This window comes from Tahibacter aquaticus (assembly GCF_004363655.1).
GTDB classification, from domain to species: domain Bacteria; phylum Pseudomonadota; class Gammaproteobacteria; order Xanthomonadales; family Rhodanobacteraceae; genus Tahibacter; species Tahibacter aquaticus.
Genome location: NZ_SNZH01000001.1, coordinates 22815 through 36629 on the forward strand (window position 1 = coordinate 22815; position 13815 = coordinate 36629).

Sequence of the window (13815 nt, forward strand, 5' to 3'; positions counted from 1 at the left end):
GGTGCCTAGCCTGGGCCTGGATGCAGCGGCAGCCTTGCGGCTTTCGCAGGGATTGCCAGCCGGACGGCGCAATTCGTGTTGCTCAGCGCGCCTGCGCCGCGGCGCTTGGTCCGTAGGGTGCTACAGGTCGCGGGCGACGCGGAAGCCGACGCGGCCGCTGCGGGTCACGGTCAGCGCGGACAGGCGGAAGGCCGAACGCACCTGGTCCGGATCGCTGCCCCAGGAGCCGCCGCGCACCACATGCCGCTCGCAACCCGGGTTGACCCAGGCGCGGCTGTCCCGCGGCGCGCGGATATAGGTGTCGTGCCAGCAGTCCTCGACCCATTCCGACACATTGCCTTCGAGGTCGAACAGGCCCAGCGGATTGGCCGGGAAACTCTGCACTGGCGCCGGCCCCCAGTGGTCGTCGGCGTAGCGCGGGAAGGCCTTGCGCCAGGTGCGGTGGGCCGGCGAGCGGTCGCCAGCACCGGTGAAATTTCCGATCACGCGCTGCGGATCGCCGTCGCCCCAGGCAAAGCGCGTGGTCGAGCCCGCGCGCATGGCGTATTCGAACTCGGCTTCCGAGGGCAGGCGGTAATTCTTGCCGGTGCGCTCGCTGAGCCAGGCCAGGTAGGCCGTCGCATCGCTCCAGCTGACATGCACGACAGGCAGGTTGTCGGCGGCGCGGCGGCCGCGATAGTCGTCCTGCCAGGTCACGCCACGGCCGTCGACCATCCGACCGGAGGCCTCGTCGTAGATGCTCGACGCGCCCTCGCTTTCCGCCGTGGTCTTGTAGCCCGAGGCGCGGATGAATTCGCGGAACTGGCCGACGCTCACCTCGCTGCGGCCCAGGGCAAAGCCGCTGGCAATGGCCACTTCGCGCTGCGGGCCTTCGGCGCCGCGGTGGCCTTCCTCGCTGTCGGGCGAACCCATCAGAAACGTGCCGGTCGGCACGACCAGCAATCCCGGCGCACTGCCGGCGCGGTCGAGGAACGGATCTTCGATGGCCTGCCCAGGATGCATGCTGGCGTAGACGCGGGCATTGTTGAGCCGGTCGGAGAATTCATCCACGCCGGGCAGGTCGGGGCTGATGCGCTGGGCTTGCTGGGCCAGGCGCTCGGCCAGGTCGGCACTGCCCGAATCCAGCGCCGACTGCGCCTGCGCCAGCACGGTTTCCGCGCGCTGCCGGCGCATGCCTTCGATGCGCGAACGCGTGTCCAGCAGCTGCTGCGAACCCGGCGCCAGCGTGGCCGCTTCGGCCAGCACCGTATCGGCAGCGGCAAAATCGTCCTTGGCCACCGCGGCCAGGGCGCGATCGAGCACGCCGCGCTGGATCTGTTCCAGGCCTTGCTGGGCCAGCCTGTTGTCCGGATCCAGCTCGCGCACGCGCCGGTATACGTCCAGTGCGCTGGACCCGGCAGGCTCAAGACCGCGGCCCTGCTTGAGCAGCTCGGCCGCATTCGCCAGCAAGGGCTCCAGCGTGCGCGCCAGCTTGACCCGCTCGCGCAGTTCGGCGAAGCGTTCGGCGTCGTGCGGCAGCTTGTCCAGCGCGGCGACCACGCGCTCGGCCTCGGCGCTGTCGCCCTGGTCCAGCGCGGCGCCGATCATGCCGGCCAGGCCGTCCTGCGCGGCCAGGCGGCCGGCACGCGCGCGGCGATTGCTCTTTTCCTCGTCCAGCACCCGCTGATACAGCAGCAGCGCGCTGCCCTCGGCCGGTTCGAACAGCTGGCCGTCGGCCAGGGCCTTGTCAGCCTGCTTGAGCAGGGCGGCGATATTCGCCGTCGCCGGCACTTCCGGCGCCGGCGGCCCTTCGATCGCGGCCATTTCGCGCGGCGGGCCGAATTCGACCACCGGCATGGCATTGGCGCGCACATCGATCGGCGGCGGCGGCGCACCGGTATGCAGGGGCACGCTGGTCGGGCGCACGCCCGGCGAGACGTGGATCACGTCCGGAAAGAAGCGATAGACCAGGGCGAATCCCAGCAGGGCAATGCCCGCTGCTCCACCCCAGGTGGTCTGCTTGCGGACGTTTTCGGGACCAGCCATGCGCGCGATTGTGTGACAGCAGGGACGACTGACCTTAGGCTAACGCGTTCTGCCTGACAACCGCGTGCACTGCACGCCCCGAATGGAGTTTTGCGTGCACCACTGGATCGCGCAGCCTGAAGCCGCCGCCACACTGCTGGCCCGGCATCCCGACACCCGCGTGATCGGACTCGATACCGAGTTCATGCGCATCGATACCTTCTACCCCCGTCTGGCTCTTGTGCAGGTCAACCTGGCCGGCGAAATCGCCCTGCTCGATCCGCTCGCCCTGGGCGGCCTGGCCGCGCTGGCACCACGCCTGGCCGATGCGGCCACGATCTGCGTCATGCACAGCGCCAGCGAAGACCTGGAAGCCCTGGCCGTTGCCGTGCCGCAGGGGCTGGGCCAGCTGTTCGACACCCAGATCGCCGCAGCCATCACCGGCCTGGGCGCAGGCCTGAGTTACCAGAAACTGGTCGCGGCGCTGACCGGCGTCGACCTGCCCAAAGCAGAAACACGCTCCGACTGGCTGCGCCGCCCGCTGAGCGCCGAACAGCTGGACTATGCCGCGCAGGACGTCGTCCACCTGGCCGCCCTGCATCAGCAACTGGATGCACGCCTGGCCGAACTGGGCCGGCGCGACTGGCATGCGGAAGACTGCCAGCGCCTGCTGGCCAAGGCGCGCAGCCGCGACGGCGATCCGCAGCCGCAGCGCGGCTTCAAGAGCGCCGCGGAATGGCCACGGCAGAAACAGGCGCTGCTGCGCCGGGTACTGCTGTGGCGCGAAGAGGCAGCCCGGCGCATCGACAAGCCTCGCCCCTGGCTGCTCGACGACGCGCATATCGCCGAGTTCGTGCTGAACCCGCCGCATGGCAGCGACGAGCTGTTCGCCCGCGCCAAAGGCCTGCGTGCCCTGCGCGGTGCCCAGCGCGACGAACTGCTGCAGGTATTGCAAGATCCGTTGCAAGAGGAAGAAATGGAATTTGCACCTATTTTCCCCCTGCCGACGCCGGCGCAGAAACGCGTCATCGGGGCGATGAAGGAATCGGTGGTCGCAATTGCCACGCAACTGAACGTACCCGAAGGCCTGCTCTGTGCGCGGCGCCATCTGGAAGCCCTGGTGTTCGACCGCGAATGGCCCGAAGCGCTGGAAGGCTGGCGCAAGGGGATTCTGTTCGAGGCGTTGATGGGGAAGGTCGAGGGGTGATGAGGCGGTTATCGTTCCGTGCGGGGAATAGTGCGATACGTTCGAGAGAATTCGCCTGCGCTGCAGTATCGAGAAGTCGCACGAGATGCATTCTTGGGAAATGGCGCAAGCAAGGCTCGAGAAACAGGCCGAGAGCCAGGCATGAGCCCTGCCATCGCCATACCCAAACCTCATCCCCATATGCCTTGACACGCCGCCGCGCTTTCCGTTCCACTCGGACCATGAGCGCCGATATTTGCCGCCGCGGCGGTAGCATGATTACTACGTCCACCACTATCGTGGTGCGGCGAGTCGTGCGCGAATAGGTTCAATCACGCACCGGCCCGCACCTGAATCAGGATGCGGGTACTTCCCCATCCGGACGACGGCGGGCCTCAACGGAGGCTGCATGAGTTCGTCCGCTATGCAACTGCAACAACCCCAGGCCGCCGCGGCGGCCAGCGATACGGCGCCGTTGCGCGTCGTCGCGCACAAGTTCGGCGGCACGTCCGTAGCCAATGCCGAGCGCTATCGCCACGTCGCGGACCTGCTGTGCAAGCGCCCCGAGGCGATCCAAGCTACCGTCGTCTCGGCCATGAAAGGCGTCACCGACGCACTCATTGCGCTGGCCCATGGCGCCGCCGACGGCAAAGACTGGCGTACACCCTGGCAGGCCCTGCGCCAGCGCCACCTGGATGCCGCGGCCGATCTGCTCGCGTCCGCACCACAAGCCGCCCAGGCCTGGCTGTTCGCCCAGTTCGAGGAACTCGCCGAACTGCTGCACGCCTTGTCGGTACTGGGCACGCCGACGCGCGAAGCGCTGGAACGCGTGCAAGGCCTGGGCGAAGTCTTTTCCGCCCACCTGCTCAGCGAACATATGCACGCGCTGGGCGAAGACGTGGCCAAGCTCGACGCACGCGAGGTATTGGTCGTCAGCCACGGCGAACTCGGCGTCGCGGTGGACTGGGATACCAGCGCGGCACGCCTGGCGCGCTGGCGCGAAGCCAACCCGGCCCGGCGCGTGATCATCACCGGCTTTGTCGCCCGCGACGGCGCCAACCGCATCACCACGCTGGGGCGCAACGGCAGCGACTATTCCGGCGCCATTTTTGCCGCTTTGTTCAACGCGCAAGAATTACATATATGGACCGACGTCGACGGCGTGCTGTCGGCCGATCCGCGCCTGGTGCCCGAAGCGGTGCCGCTGGCGGCGCTGTCCTACCACGAAGCCTGCGAACTGGCCTATTTCGGCGCCAAGGTCGTCCACCCGCAGACCATGACGCCAGCGATCAGCCGCAACCTGCCCATCCTGATACGCAACAGTTTCCGCCCGGAGCACCCGGGCACGCGCATTGCGTCGGTCGGCGACAGCGCCGGCCCGGTCAAGGGCCTGACCCTGTCGCCGGAGCTGGCCCTGCTCAACCTCGAAGGCGCCGGCATGATCGGCGTGCCCGGCACGGCCGAACGCGTGTTTGCCGCCCTGCGCGACGCACGTGTTTCGGTGGTGATGATTTCGCAGGGTTCGTCCGAACACTCGATCTGCTGCGTGGTGCGTGAAGCCGAAGCGGAAATCGGCCGGCGTGCGCTGCAGGCGGCATTCGCGCGGGAACTGGCCAATGCCCAGGTGCAGAACGTGCAGCTGATCCACGACATCAGTGTACTGGCCGCAGTCGGCGACGGCATGGCCGGCACGCCCGGCGTGGCCGCCAGGCTGTTTGCCTCGCTGGCGCGGGCACAGGTGAATATCCGCGCCATCGCCCAGGGCGCGTCGGAACGCAATATTTCCGTCGCTATCGCCAGTGCCGATGCGGACAAGGCGTTGCGCGCGGCACATTCCAGCTTCTGGCTGTCGGCACAGACGATTTCCCTCGGCGTGATCGGCCCGGGCAAGGTCGGCAGCGCGCTGCTGGAGCAGCTGCATGCGGCGCAGGCACGCCTCAAGCGCGATACCAATCTGGACCTGCGCCTGCGCGCCGTCGCCTCGCGCAACCGCATGTGGCTGGACGACCGCGGCACGACGCAGAACTGGCAGCAGCGTCTGGAGCAGGCCGAACTCGACGCCGACCTGGATGCATTCACCCACCATCTGCAGGCAGCCCACCTGCCGCATACAGTAATCATCGACTGCAGCGCCAGCGACCGCGTGGCCGAGCGCTATGCGGACTGGCTCGCCGCCGGCATCCATGTGATCACGCCGAACAAGCAGGCCGGTGCCGGCGCCATAGAACGCTATCGCGCCATCCGCAGCGCCGCCGCGGCGAGCGGTGCGCGCTTCCGCTACGAAGCCACCGTCGGCGCCGGCCTGCCGGTCGTCGGCACGCTGCGCGACCTGCTCGATACCGGCGACGATCTGGTCGCGGTCGAAGGCATCTTCTCCGGCACCCTGGCCTGGCTGTTCAACCGCTATGACGGCAGTACCGCGTTCTCGGCACTGGTGCGCGAAGCGCACGGCCTGGGCTATACCGAGCCCGATCCGCGCGACGACCTGTCCGGTACCGACGTGGCGCGAAAACTGGTGATCCTCGCCCGCGAAGCCGGACGCGAGCTGTCGCTGGGCGAGGTGGACGTGGAAAGCCTGGTGCCTGCATCCCTGCGCAGTGCCGCACCGGACGAGTTCATGCAGCGCCTGGACGAGCTGGATGCGCATTTCGCCGGCCGCCACGCCGCCGCCGCGGCCGCCGGCAAGGTGTTGCGCTATGTCGCGAGTCTCGACCGGGACGGCCGCGCCCGCGTCGGCCTGGTCGAACTGGGACGCGAGCACGCCTTCGCCCACCTGCGCGAAACCGACAACATCGTGCAATTCTCCACTCGGCGCTATTGCAACAATCCGCTGGTGGTGCAAGGTCCGGGCGCCGGGCCGGAAGTGACCGCCGCCGGCGTATTCGCCGATCTGCTGCGCGTGGCCGCGGCGCTGGGAGCACGCATCGGATGAATCGCGCAGCGACGGCTTTCTCGCCGGCTTCGGTCGGCAACATCGGCGTGGGTTTCGACATTCTCGGCCATTCCATCGCCGGCGCCGGCGACCGTGCCACGGTGCGCCGCATCGCCGCGCCGGAAGTGCGCATCGCGGCGATCCGCGGCAACACAGTAGACCTGCCGCTGCAAGCCGCGGCGAACACCGCCGGCGCAGCACTGATTGCGCTGCGCGAAGCGCTGGCCCTGCCCTATGGTTTCGAGATCGAACTCGACAAAGGCATACCGCTGGGCTCGGGCATGGGCGGTTCGGCGGCATCGTGTGTCGCGGCGCTGGTTGCGGCAAACGCCCTGCTCGACCAGCCGCTGCCGCGCACGGCATTGTATACGCATGCCATCACCGGCGAGGCCGTCGCCAGCGGCGGCCGCCATGGCGACAATGTCGGTCCCATGCTGCTCGGCGGCGTGGTGCTGGCCACGGCGCAACAGGTGGTGCCGATCCCGGTTCCGGCCGAATGGACTTGTGTACTGGTACACCCCGACGCCGTGCTGGAAACCCGCCGCGCCCGCGCCGCCCTGCAGGGCAGCTACGAACTGAAGGAGTTCGTGCAGCAAAGCGCCAACCTTGCCCTGGTACTGGCCGGCTGCTGGCGCGGCGATGCGGCGCTGGTACGGGCCGGCCTCAACGACGTACTGGTGGAGCCGCGCCGCGCGCCGCTGATCCAGGGTTTTGCCGCGGTCAAGCAGGCCGCGCTGGCGCACGATGCGATGGGCGCGAGCATTTCCGGCGCCGGTCCCAGCGTATTTGCCTGGTTCGAACATCCCGCCGCCGCCACGGCCGCAGCAGCGGCGATGCAGGCGGCTTTCGCCGCGGCGGGCTTTGCCAGCGACGTGTTCATTTCTCCGGTGGCCGGTCCTGCGGCCGAGGTCATCGCATGAAGTTCGTCAGCACCCGCGGCAGCACGCCGCCGACCGGCCTGAGCGCCGCCATTGCCGCCGGCCTTGCGCCCGACGGCGGCCTGTATGTGCCGCAGCAGCTGCCGGCCCTGGACATTGCCGATTTCGACGGCTGCGACACGCTGGCACAGATCGCCACGCGCCTGCTGCAGCCCTTCTTTGCCGGCGATCCGCTGCAGGGCGAACTGGCTGCGATCTGTACCGAAGCCTTCGATTTCCCGGCACCGCTGAATGCACTGGCCACGCCGCAGGACTACGTGCTGGAGCTGATCCACGGCCCGACCGCCGCATTCAAGGATTTCGGCGCGCGTTTCCTTGCCGCCTGCCTGAGCCGGCTGCAGCGCGCCGCTACGCGGCCGCTGACCATTGTCGTCGCTACCTCGGGCGATACCGGTGCCGCCGTGGCCGCGGCGTTTCATCGCCAGCCGGGCCTGCGCGTCGCCGTGCTGTATCCCGACGGCCGCGTCTCGCCGCGCCAGGCCCACCAGCTCGGCTGCTTTGGCGACAATATCCACAGTTACAAGGTTTCCGGTTCGTTCGACGACTGCCAGTCCCTGGTCAAGCAGGCGCTCAACGATGCCAGCCTGCAGAAGCAGGTACCGCTGAGTTCCGCCAACAGCATCAGCCTGGGCCGGCTGCTGCCGCAGATGAGCTACTACGCTGCAGCCTCGCTGGCGCATTGGCGCCGGCACGCCCGCGTGCTGAACTGGGTGATTCCCACCGGCAACCTGGGCAATGCCTTTGCTGCCGTGCTGGCCCGTGCCGTGGGCCTGCCGCTGGGCCGCATCGTACTGGCCAGCAATGCCAACGACGTGCTGCCGCAGTTCTTCTCCGGCGCCGACTACACACCGCGAGCCAGCATCGCCACCCTGGCCAATGCCATGGACGTGGGCGCACCGAGCAACTTCGAACGCTTGCGCTGGCTGTATCCCGATGCCGCGGAACTGCGCGGCGCCTTCGTGGCCGCCAGCGTGGACGACGCCGCCATCAGCGAGACGATACAGCGGCGCTATCGCGACCACGGCGAAGTGTTCTGTCCGCATACGGCGACTGCCGTCAAGCTGCTGGAAGACCTGCGCCGCGACGGTGCCGACGGCGACTGGTGCGTGGTCGCGACTGCACATCCGGCCAAGTTCGAGAGCATCGTCGAGCCGCTGATCGGACGCGCCGTCGAAATACCGCCCGCGCTGGCCGGACTGCTGCAACGGCCGGCAAGGGCGCAGCCGCTGGCGCCGGACTATGCGGACTTTTCTGCGCAGCTGCAGCAACTTCAGGAAATTATTTTTCCATAATGCTGCACATATTGCGCCGTACTGGCGCGCGGCATCGCTGCAAGCCCTCTGCCCCGGCAAGCCGGGGCAGAGGTCATCGGACCGCTCTCGCCGCAGGTCGCCTCAGGGAACCGGCAGCGTCACGCTGTTGCTGTCGTTGCCCGCCGCTGCATCGTACTGGTTGCCCGACACCTGCACGCTGGCCTGTACGTTGCCGCTGCCCGCGCCACCGACACGCACCTGCAAGGCATCGCTGCTGCCGCCGGCCGGAATTTCCGCCAGATAGGTACAACGCGGATTCTGCTGCGCCGTATCGCAATACCAGCGATTGCCGGAGGCCTGCAGCACCACGCTGCCGGCCGGTGGCGTCAGCACGGCGACGACACCGGTCGCAGTGCGCGCACCGGCATAGCTGGCCGGCGCCTGCAGGTTGGCGACGCTGACCTGGTAGTCGATCGCCGCCGGACTGCTGCCGCTCACCAGCGCGGCCGACAGCTGCGCCGCCAGATCGACACTGGCGAAACCGGCAATGCGCCGCCCCATCACGCCGTAGTCCTGGGCATAGCTCGATTCGTCATCGCGCCAGACCAGGCTGATATCGCCGTCGTAGTCACTGGCAATGCGCGGCTCGGTCAGGCCAAGGCCACCGCCGGGGACCGCCGTCTCGTCGCCCAGCGCGGTGCCGCTGGCCGCATAGCGGCGCAGGTAGACGGTGTTGTTGCGCCGGTTCCAGGCCACGCTGAATTCGCCGCTGCTGCGCACCATGGCAACCGCCGGATTCATCGCTTCATAGGCGGGATGCAATTGCTGGTAGGCCAGAATGAATTCGCCGCCGACCGCATTGCCGGCCGCATCGTAGCGCCGGCCCAGGATGCGCGAGTTGTTGCGCGAGACCAGCGAGTTACAGACGACAACGCTGTTGCCGGCGGCGTCCATGCCGATATCGGCCTCGCTCTGGCTGCCGCTGGCCAGCGTGCGCAGCGCCGGTCCGAGCGCGGTGCCGGCGGCGCTGAATCGGCGGCGATAGACGTCCTGCCCGGCGCCGTCGGCGACGTCCTGCGTCCATACCACGGTGAAGTTGCCGCTGTCGTCGAGGGCCACGCGCAGTTCGGGACTCATGGCATTGCTGCCCGGCGTAGCTACGACAAAATCCGTGCCTTGCGCCACGCCTGCGCTGTCGAAACGGCGCGCACGGATTTCAACGCCCGTGGGCAGGTAGTTCTTCCAGACCACCACCGCGGCGCCGGCCGGCGTCATGGCGATGGCAGGGCTGGCGCCTTCTGTGGGCGAGCCGATATCGAGCTGTAGCTGCAATTCCAGCGGATTGCCGAGGCTGTCGAAGCGACGCCGATATACATGAGAGAGACTTCCCATTTGCGTGCCCAGCGCAGACCAGACCACGGTGAAATTGCCGCCCTGGTCCATGGCCACTTCGGGATAGAACGAGGAGCCGGCAGTCGGCGTGCTGTTGACGACGATCTCGTCGCCCAGCGGGGTACCGGCGCTGTCGAGCAGGCGCGCGCGCAAGCCGTAGGGCGTGACCACGGGACTGCCCACAGCGGGCGAGCTATACCAGACGCTGACCGCGTTGCCGTCGGCGTCGGAGGCGATGGAGGCCTGGTGCTGTTTGCCGGAAACGAAAAGGTTGTGCCGCAGCGCCGGGCCGCTGGCGGCACCGGGGGTGCCCAGCGCCTGCACCGCACCGCTGCCGCACAGGGCAAGCAGAATGGCGGCAACAGTCCTGGCGACGGGCGGCAGGTAGATGGAGGGAATGGTGTAGTACATGGTCGCTCCTAGCGATCGGGGTCCTGGGAAGCGACAGCAGGCCGCAGGTCGGGCGTCACACTGTCGCCATCGCAGTTTGCGAAAGTCCGCGCCCATGCGTATCCCGGACTTGTCCACTGTGTTTCGCCTGCGACCGGACAGCTTGTCCGGTGCGCCGCGCTGTCGCAGCTTGCGCGACAGCGTTCTTGCTGCTTTTATCCTGCTGCTGGTTGCAGCCTGCGCCGGCACAGCGTCGAAGCAGCCTGCGGAAACCGTCATGCAGTACGAATTGCCCCTCGTCATCGGCCATCGCGGCGCCAGCGGCTACCGGCCCGAGCACACGCTGGCCAGCTACGCCCTGGCCATCGAGCAGGGCGCCGACGTGATCGAGCCCGATCTCGTCGTCACGCGCGACGGCGTATTGATCTGCCGCCACGAAAACGAGATCGGCGGCACTACCGACGTGGCAGCGCATGCGGAATTTGCCGGCCGGCGCACGCGCAAGCGCGTCGATGGCGAAGACATCGAAGGCTGGTTTGCGGAAGATTTCACGTTTGCAGAAATTCGCACGCTGCGCGCGCGCGAACGCCTGCCGCAGCTGCGCAGCGGCAATACGCGTTACGACGGCGAATTCGTCATTCCCAGCTTTGCCGAAGTCATTGCGCTGGCAGCCAAGGCAGGCCGGCCAGTGGCAATCTATCCGGAAACCAAGCATCCGACCTATTTCGCCCACGAAGGCCGCTATCTCGACGGCACGCCGATCGCGCGTTCGCTGGGACGGCTGCTGGTTGACGAACTCGTACGCAGCGGATTTACCGACACGCAACGCGTGTACGTGCAGTCGTTCGAGCTGGCCAACCTGATCGAGCTGCACGATTCGATACTGCCCGCCACCGGCGTCGAACTGCGCCTGATGCAACTGTTCGGCGACACAGGCGCGGTCACGGCGCAGAACCGCGATTTCGCCCTGCCCTACGACCTGCGCTGGCATCAGGCCCGGGGTGACGACCTGGATGCGCTGTATCCGGGACTGCGTGCCGCGCTACCCGGACTGGGCAGCGGTGCCGTGTCGTACGGCGAATTGACAACACCCGGCGTGCTGGGCTGGATGCGGCAGCGCTACGCGTATGGCGTCGCGCCCTGGAAGGACAATCTGCTGCTGCGGCAAACAGCGACCGGCGCGGCACCGGCGCGGTTGAGCGACGCAGTGCACCCGCTGATTGCACACGCGCATGCGGCAGGACTAAAGGTACATACGTATACCCTGCGTGCAGAACCGGCGTTCCTTGCGACGGCGCAGGACGGATCCAGCCTTAGCATGGAGCAGGAAATCAGCCTGCTGCTGGCTGCCGGCATCGATGGCTTCTTCACCGACTTTCCCGATCGCGGCGTTGCCGCCCGCGATGCACGCAGAGCGCGATAAGCAACGCGAAGTGCGCCGCGAGGTCTCAGACAGTGCGGCGCACCGAACTGCCACTGGCAACGCTGCGATGCGGCAATACCGCGCTGCCGGGGCTCGCCTGACGGCTCGCCCCGACCTGCGTCTCGCTGCTATTTTGCGGTCCAGCGCTGCAGCCAGGCGTTGACCGTCTCGTGCCACTTCACGCTGTTCTGCGGCTTGAGCACCCAGTGGTTTTCGTTGGGGAAATGCAGCAACTGGCTGTCGATGCCGCGGCGCTGCAGCGCGGTGAAGGCGCCCAGGCTCTGTTCCAGCGGAATGCGGAAGTCGATGCCGCCCTGGATCACCAGCATGGGAACCTTCCACTTCGCCACATGGTTGACCGGATTGAATTTCTCGTAGTTTTCCGGCTTGTCGTACGGCGTGCCGCCGTTTTCCCACTCGCTGAACCACAGCTCTTCGGTGGAATAGCCCATCATGCGCGTGTCGAACACGCCGTCGTGGTTGACCAGGCACTTCCACGGCTGCTGCCAGTTGCCGGCGATCCAGTTGATCATGTAGCCGCCGTACGAGGCGCCCAGTGCGCAGGCGCGCTCGCCATCGAGGAAGCTGTACTTGGCCAGCGCCGCGGCCCAGCCCTTCTGCAGGTCTTCCAGCGGCTTGCCGCCCCAGTCGCCCGAGATCGAATCGGTGAAGGCCTGGCCGTAGCCGGTGGAACCGTGGAAATTCACCGTCACCACGGCGAAGCCAAGGCCGGCGTAAGTCTGCGGATTCCAGCGGTAGTGGAAGTCGTTACCGTAGGCGCCCTGCGGGCCGCCGTGGATCAGGAAGGCGACTGGATATTTCTTGCCTTGTTCATAATTCCACGGTTTGACCACATAGCCCTGCACGCGCTCGTTGTTCCAGCCCGGAAAATCGAAGAATTCCGGCTCGCCGAAGACGATGCCCTTGAGCTTGTCCGCATTGTTGCCGGTGAGCTGGCGCGTCTTGCCGCCCTTGCTGCTGCCGAGGAACAGCTGGCTGGGCGACTGCAAGGTGTCGCGGCCGAAGACCAGGGTGGTGCCGGCCACGTCGTAGCCGTTGATATGGCCGTCGCCGGCAATCAGGCGCGCCTTGCCGCTGGCCAGGTCGATGCCGAACAACGGATGCTGGCCGTTGTCGTCGGCTACCGCGAACATGGTCTTGCCGTCGGCGGACAGCTTGATCGAGCCAGCCGAGCGGTCCCAGCCCGGATTGATTTCGCGGCTGTTGCCGCTGGCCAGATCCAGTGCCATCAGGCCGAAACGGTCGGCTTCGAAGCCGGGGCGCTTCATCGCCAGGTAGTACAGGGTCTTGCCGTCGGCCGAGGGCAGCGGATTGGCATCCCAGGCCGGGTTGGCCGCGGTCAGGTTGCGCGGTGCCGACGAGGCATCGGCCGGCACGGCGTACAGGTCGAAATTGGTCGACCAGGGTTCGCTCTTGCCGGCGATGCGCGCGCCGAAATAAACGGTCTTGCCATCCGGCGAGAAAGCGAATTCGGAGTCGTCGCCGAACGGCTTGGACGGCACGTCGCCGTCGATGCCGCGGGACATCAGCTTCAGGCGCGGCTGCAGCGCGCCGTCGGCGCCGATCTCGCCGAGGAACAGCTGGCTGCGGCGGCCGTCGGCCCAGGTATCCCAGTGACGCACGAACAGCTTGTCGTAGAGCTGGCCGCTGACCTTGCTCGCCGCGGTGGCGTCCAGGCGCTGCTTGGTGCAGTTGATGTCCGGACAGTCGGTGAACACGTCCAACGCCAGCAGCACCTTCCTGCCATCGGGCGACAGCTTGAACGCGCCGATGTCGATGGGCAGGCCGCTGGACACCACCGCCGGCTGCGGCTTGGCCTCGAACGCATCGCGCATCACCGACTTGTCGGCATCCTTGCCGCCGCCGGCCAGGGCCGGTGCCACATCGACGCGCCAGAGCTGGGCCACGCCGTCCTGTGCGGCGGTGTAGTAGATGCTGCGGCCATCCGGTGCCCAGCGCGGGCCGGCGCTGCTGGCAGCGGCGTCGGTCAGGCGCTGCGGCGATGATTTGCCGTCGAGCTTGAGCAGCCACAGGCCGTTGACGCCCTTGTTGGCGGCGAAATCGGTTTCGCGCACCTGGTAGGCAACATAGCGGCCGTCCGGCGAAAGCTGCGGATCGGACACGCGCTCGAGATTGACCAGATCGTTGACGCTGAGGCCGCGGTCGGCGGCGGCGGGCAGGGCCAGCGCCGCCAGCAGCGCGAAGGAAAGCGAAGCGGAAAGTTTCATGCGTGCATCCGTGGAAAGTGTGGACAACAAGGCAAAATAACCGTTGCG

At 67.4% G+C, this 13815-nt stretch carries 8 protein-coding genes; 5 read left to right on the forward strand and 3 right to left on the reverse strand.

What is annotated here, in order from left to right; translation table 11 throughout:
* Positions 1–120: 120 nt before the first annotated feature.
* Positions 121–2025 carry a formylglycine-generating enzyme family protein gene (locus DFR29_RS00105; protein ID WP_133816522.1) on the reverse strand — a complete coding sequence of 635 codons (1905 nt, stop codon included), beginning with the start codon at positions 2023–2025 and terminating at the stop codon, positions 121–123.
* A 94-nt stretch (positions 2026–2119) separates the two neighbouring features.
* Between DFR29_RS00105 and DFR29_RS00110 the strand changes: the two genes are divergently transcribed.
* The 4 genes from DFR29_RS00110 (at position 2120) to thrC (ending at position 8352) form a co-directional block, all read left to right on the forward strand.
* Positions 2120–3211 carry a ribonuclease D gene (locus DFR29_RS00110; RefSeq protein WP_166653777.1) on the forward strand — a complete coding sequence of 364 codons (1092 nt, stop codon included), beginning with the start codon at positions 2120–2122 and terminating at the stop codon, positions 3209–3211.
* A 388-nt stretch (positions 3212–3599) separates the two neighbouring features.
* On the forward strand, positions 3600–6122 hold the full coding sequence (thrA, locus tag DFR29_RS00115; RefSeq protein WP_133816524.1) for a bifunctional aspartate kinase/homoserine dehydrogenase I: 2523 nt from the start codon (positions 3600–3602) through the stop codon (positions 6120–6122).
* The gene (locus tag DFR29_RS00120; RefSeq protein WP_133816525.1) at positions 6119–7042 is read left to right on the forward strand and encodes a homoserine kinase; all 924 of its coding nucleotides are present in this window, start codon (positions 6119–6121) and stop codon (positions 7040–7042) included. The genes thrA and DFR29_RS00120 overlap by 4 nt, the downstream gene beginning before the upstream one ends.
* A complete protein-coding gene (gene thrC, locus DFR29_RS00125; RefSeq protein ID WP_133816526.1) occupies positions 7039–8352 on the forward strand; it encodes a threonine synthase in 1314 nt (437 codons plus the stop codon). Before DFR29_RS00120 ends, thrC begins: the two co-directional genes overlap by 4 nt.
* A 102-nt stretch (positions 8353–8454) precedes the next feature.
* Here the strand turns inward: thrC and DFR29_RS00130 are convergent, their stop codons facing one another.
* The gene (locus DFR29_RS00130) at positions 8455–10116 is read right to left on the reverse strand and encodes a DUF11 domain-containing protein (RefSeq protein WP_133816527.1); all 1662 of its coding nucleotides are present in this window, start codon (positions 10114–10116) and stop codon (positions 8455–8457) included.
* 256 nt (positions 10117–10372) lie between these two features.
* On the opposite strand from DFR29_RS00130, the gene DFR29_RS00135 reads away from it, so the two are divergent.
* Positions 10373–11518 carry a glycerophosphodiester phosphodiesterase family protein gene (locus DFR29_RS00135; protein WP_133816528.1) on the forward strand — a complete coding sequence of 382 codons (1146 nt, stop codon included), beginning with the start codon at positions 10373–10375 and terminating at the stop codon, positions 11516–11518.
* A gap of 128 nt (positions 11519–11646) precedes the next feature.
* On the opposite strand, the gene DFR29_RS00140 is transcribed toward DFR29_RS00135, so the two are convergent.
* On the reverse strand, positions 11647–13767 hold the full coding sequence (locus DFR29_RS00140) for a S9 family peptidase (RefSeq protein WP_133816529.1): 2121 nt from the start codon (positions 13765–13767) through the stop codon (positions 11647–11649).
* Between the last annotated feature and the right edge of the window lie 48 nt (positions 13768–13815).

Excerpts from the sequence above, each read along its gene's own strand:
- DFR29_RS00105 (WP_133816522.1), bottom strand. The coding sequence starts at position 2,025 with ATGGCTGGTCCCGAAAACGTCCGCAAGCAGACCACCTGGGGTGGAGCA.
- thrA (WP_133816524.1), top strand. The coding sequence starts at position 3,600 with ATGAGTTCGTCCGCTATGCAACTGCAACAACCCCAGGCCGCCGCGGCG.
- DFR29_RS00120 (WP_133816525.1), top strand. The coding sequence starts at position 6,119 with ATGAATCGCGCAGCGACGGCTTTCTCGCCGGCTTCGGTCGGCAACATC.
- thrC (WP_133816526.1), top strand. The coding sequence starts at position 7,039 with ATGAAGTTCGTCAGCACCCGCGGCAGCACGCCGCCGACCGGCCTGAGC.
- DFR29_RS00130 (WP_133816527.1), bottom strand. The coding sequence starts at position 10,116 with ATGTACTACACCATTCCCTCCATCTACCTGCCGCCCGTCGCCAGGACT.
- DFR29_RS00135 (WP_133816528.1), top strand. The coding sequence starts at position 10,373 with ATGCAGTACGAATTGCCCCTCGTCATCGGCCATCGCGGCGCCAGCGGC.
- DFR29_RS00140 (WP_133816529.1), bottom strand. The coding sequence starts at position 13,767 with ATGAAACTTTCCGCTTCGCTTTCCTTCGCGCTGCTGGCGGCGCTGGCC.